General features: G+C 62.4%; 4 protein-coding genes. 1 reads left to right on the top strand and 3 read right to left on the bottom strand.

The features are described from left to right. Positions 1-388: 388 nt before the first annotated feature. A complete protein-coding gene (locus EOA33_RS26185) occupies positions 389-1,546 on the top strand; it encodes a GNAT family N-acetyltransferase (RefSeq protein WP_245482439.1) in 1,158 nt (385 codons plus the stop codon). A gap of 80 nt (positions 1,547-1,626) precedes the next feature. On the opposite strand, the gene EOA33_RS26180 is transcribed toward EOA33_RS26185, so the two are convergent. The 3 genes from EOA33_RS26180 to EOA33_RS26170 all read right to left on the bottom strand — a co-directional run. After that, positions 1,627-2,853, bottom strand: a complete 1,227-nt coding sequence (locus EOA33_RS26180) for an NAD(P)/FAD-dependent oxidoreductase (RefSeq protein ID WP_126058540.1) — start codon at positions 2,851-2,853, stop codon at positions 1,627-1,629. Beyond that, on the bottom strand, positions 2,850-3,560 hold the full coding sequence (locus EOA33_RS26175) for a WecB/TagA/CpsF family glycosyltransferase (RefSeq protein WP_245455400.1): 711 nt from the start codon (positions 3,558-3,560) through the stop codon (positions 2,850-2,852). Before EOA33_RS26175 ends, EOA33_RS26180 begins: the two co-directional genes overlap by 4 nt. A gap of 432 nt (positions 3,561-3,992) precedes the next feature. Beyond that, a partial coding sequence (locus tag EOA33_RS26170; RefSeq protein ID WP_145989284.1) for a cupin domain-containing protein occupies positions 3,993-4,205 on the bottom strand: 213 nt, incomplete at its 5' end.

Below are 4,205 nucleotides of genomic sequence, written 5' to 3'. Positions count from 1 at the left end.
GTTTTCGAGTGTCTGCGGCCCGAAGCCGCTCGATGACGAGCTCTTGCCATCGGCGAGGGGCAATTTGCGGAACAATCACGTCGATCGAGACCATGTCATTCCCGTTCGCGGTTATTTTGGTGCTCGGGCCGCAGACACTCGAAAACAGATGACTTGGCGGAAAAAGCTTACCTTGCGGTTACACTTGAAATCCGCAAGCGTGATTTGCGGGAAAATAAATCTCGACTGCCCCGGCCCGATCCTGCGGAACGTAGAATGCATGACAGATTTGCAACCGGCGTCCGAACTCTTGCATATACCAAGTTTCTAACTTTCCTGCGATTTGCCTTGACGCGGAACGCAAGACGTCGTCGATAGATCGGGCCGCTGTCTGCCGGTTCGGATTCTTATGTTTGAAGTCACTGCCGAGGATTCCTTCGACTTCCGCTCGACGGAATATGTCGAGCTGTTCGCCAGCTCGGCGGCGACGGCCTTTCAGCACCCCATATGGCTGGCGCAGCTCTATGAGCGGATCGTCCGGCAGAGCTCCGCCACCCCGCTGATCATCGTTGTGCGCGCCCGGCCGGGCGGCAAGCTCGCCATGGTCCTGCCACTCGTCAGGCGCCGATACACGTTGCTCAAGGTCGTGGAATTCGCCGACATGCGCGTTTCCGACTATGTGTCGCCGGTCACCACCGAGGAGACCTTGTCGCGCATCCTGGCGGATAGCCGCGCAGTCGCCGCGATCCGCAGGCATTTGCGGCCTTATGATCTCCTGCGCATCGGCAAGCTTGCGGATCGCTCGCTGGCCATGGAGCGCCTGTTTGGCATAGCCAAGCGCGAAAGCATGGGCATGAGCGCCTATTCCAGCAAGCTGGAGCCGACATTCGCCTCCTGGCGGGAACATCAGCTCAACCAGTCCTACCGCAAGGAACTCGACAAGAAATCCCGGCAGCTCGGTCGCATGGGGGAGGCGCGCTTCGAATGCGCCCAGAACATCGACACCATCCGCACAACATTCGACGCGCTCAAGATCTACCGCGGCAAGCGTTTCGACGGCAGCAACGGCCCTGCCGACCTGCTGCAGCAGCAATCCTATTTCGATTTCTATCTGGCCGTGGCCGCAGAAGGGTGCGACGGCTTCGCGCGCACCTATACGTTCTGGATGAATGACAGGGCGATCGCCGGCGCGCTTGGGCTTGCTCACAAAGGCTCTCTCCTCGTCATCCTCGGCGGCTTCGACGAGGCCGGTTACAGGAAGCAGTCGATCGGCAGCCTGCTGTTCGAACAGATCGCGCGCGACTGCATCGAGCGCGGCGACCATTCCCTCGACTTCACCATCGGCGACGAACCCTACAAGCGCATCTTCGGCGGCCGGCCGTCGCCGATGTGGCAGATCTTCCGGGCCGGGAGCCCGCTCGGCTACGCGGCGCATTTGACGGTAGAGAAACTGCCCGCGGCCAAGGCGCTTGCGCGGCGCGTGCTGCACGGCAAGAAGGCCTCCCCCGATCGCGTGTCGCCGGTCCAAGCGGACGATGAATTGAGTCCCGAAGCTCGAAAGACCTGAAGCGCGTCGCGCTCGGCGGACTGTCTACAAAAGCGCCGGCTGGATGGTCGGGGTGGTTCGCGGTCTCGGATCGGCCCGCATCACGTCGCGGCTTCGAGTCTCGGCCTGCTCAGTCCGCGTAGCCTGGCGGCGAAACTGGGGCTCAGCCTGTTGATCCCGTGCATGATGCGGCGGCGGCTGAAGTGAAGCTGCCGCCATGCGCGCCAGCGTAGGTCGTTCTCGATCGTCAGCCTACGGCGGAAGTCCGCCAGATGAAGCCCGCGTGCATCCATCGCGCGCTTCGCAGGGTCGCCGTAGAAGCTCGCGATCTTCGCGGCCGCCATCCCTGGCGAGGCCATCCATTGCGGCACGTGCACCTTGCACAGGCGCTCGACGTCGGTGAGCAGACGGCTGACGCCCGTTCCGGCCGCGGGGCAGGATGTCTGATAGGCATCGCCGATCAGGACGACGCCATCTTTAACGCAATTCTCGGCGACGGTGATGTCGGTCAGCCAGCTCTCGACCTTGTCCATGACCTCGAAATCGCCGAATGCCTTGACGAGCCCCGGCAGGGTGTCGATCAGCGTTTCCCTGGGCCGCTCGCGCAGGGCCTTTACCCAGGGGTCACGATGATCCCTGAAGACAAACAGATTGGCGCGCGTGACATCGGCGGCCGGGAACAGGTTGAGATAGTCGATGCCGTCCGAGGTCCGTTCGCCATAGTAGGTGAGCGCCGGATGCCTGAAGGTGCTGTCCCCAGCCGGGCGAATGTTGAAGCCGAAGGTCAGCGACTGCCGCTGGTGGACGAACCGGCGCTCGATGCCAAGGTCGCGCTTGAGAATGTCGCCCATGCCCGTGGCGAGCACGAGCAGCCTGGCGGTGACGTCGCCTTGCCCCAGGATCGACACGCGCTGACGGTCCGCTCCCGCCTCCAGAGCGTTGACCCGGCCGGCGATGAAGCGCACGTTTTCGGGCAGTTCCGCCCGCATGGCGCCGACGAGGTCGTCGTAGAAGATGCCGAAGTGCCGGGCATGCGTGCGGTCGAGAAGACGCCCCTTACGGATGTTAACGATCTCATCGAACGCGACCGCCGCGCTGGCCAGCCTGTCCAGAAGGCCGATCCGGCGTAACTTTTCGATCTGGTCGCCGGCGATCTTCTCGACGCGGAATTCCCTGGGAAAGACGGGATAGCGGTCGACCAGCGTGACCTGAAAGCCGGCACGGCCGAGCACGTTCGCCGCAAGCGTGCCGGACAGGCCGCCGCCGACGATGACGATCTCCGTGTCGATCCCCGCTGGCAGCGAAGGGCGGGACTGATCGGCGGTCATTTGGAATACCTCAATATGGCGTAGATGGCCTGGGGGCTGGTGGTGAAATAGCGCCAGAAAAGCCGGCGCGGCTCCATCAGCACGCGCCACAGCCATTCGAAACCGGCTTTCTGGACCCAAAGCGGCGCCCTCGGCACCTTGCCGGCAAGATGGTCGAATAGCCCGCCCGAGGTCTTGATGACGCCGACATTCGAAAGTCGCGAGGCAAAGTCGCGGACGAAGATCTGCTCGCGCGGAACGCCGAGGCCCAGCCATAATATATCGGGCGCGAGTGCATTGATCTCGTGGAGCTTGCGTTCGAGTGTTTCGCCGGCAAGGTAGCCATGCGAATTGCCGACGATGCGCAGGCCGGGATATCTGGCCTTCATGCCGGCAACGGCGTTGCGGTTCTCGGCCTCCGTCGATCCCAGCAGGTAGAAGGTCGTGCCCTCGCGTTCGGCGAGCTTGGCCACATCGTGAAAGAGGTCGGTGGTGGCGACCCGCTCCGGCAGGTGCACGCCGCACAGCAGGCGTGAAGCGAAAACGAGCGGCTGACCGTCGGCGAAGATCTGGTCGGCCTCGCGAAAGAGCCCGGCCGTTTCCGCATTGGCGCGCGTCTGGGCGATGACGTCCCCATTGGCTGACGTGAAATAGTAGGGACGGCAGCCGGGCAGATGCCCGCGCGCCGCGGCGATCATCAGATGGGCCGCTTCCCGCCGATCGATCACCGTGATTGGCAGCCCGCCGATCAAAACGGTCGGGAAGGCGGAAAGCTTCTCGGGAAGAGGTGCTGATTCCTGGCGCGCGGCTGCCGCCCCATCCGCATTGGACGGGCGTCCAGATCCTTCAAAGTCTCTTTTCGGATTTTCCATTGCCCTGCGCATTCGAGAAGTATTCCACCCTCGAATATTCTAGGTAAAAGCAGCGGAAAGTTAAGCAATTCGTTAATCGTTAGTTAATTCATAGGATTTTACTAAAAATCTATGCAATCGTTCGATTCTCTACTTCAGCCGAGCCGTGTAGTGCGGTGGTGCGAAGGGCATGTCCGCCTCTGCTTTGGGCGCCAAGGGAGAGGATTCGTTCGTCCACTCGCCGTGACGACGCCGAAGCTTGCCTCCCTTTCGGCGGCCTTGCTGCCCGTGGGCAACGGCTCGTCCCAGTCAGAAGGTCGGCGGGGTGTTGATCCACAGCAGGACGGTTTCGCCGTCGTGGCGATTGCGCCAGGAATGGTAGCGGCGGCTTTCGAAATACAAGGAATCGCCGGGGCCTAGATCGAAGAACTGGTCGGAATCCAAGACCAGTTCCAGGCGTCCGGACAGCACATGCATGAACTCCTCGCCTTCGTGGCGGTAGGCGCCTTCGCTTGCGGCGCC

It is taken from the genome of Mesorhizobium sp. M4A.F.Ca.ET.050.02.1.1 (assembly GCF_003997725.1).
Lineage (GTDB): Bacteria > Pseudomonadota > Alphaproteobacteria > Rhizobiales > Rhizobiaceae > Mesorhizobium.
Note: the sequence above shows the minus strand (reverse complement) of the source record. Positions and strands in the feature narration are given on the sequence as shown.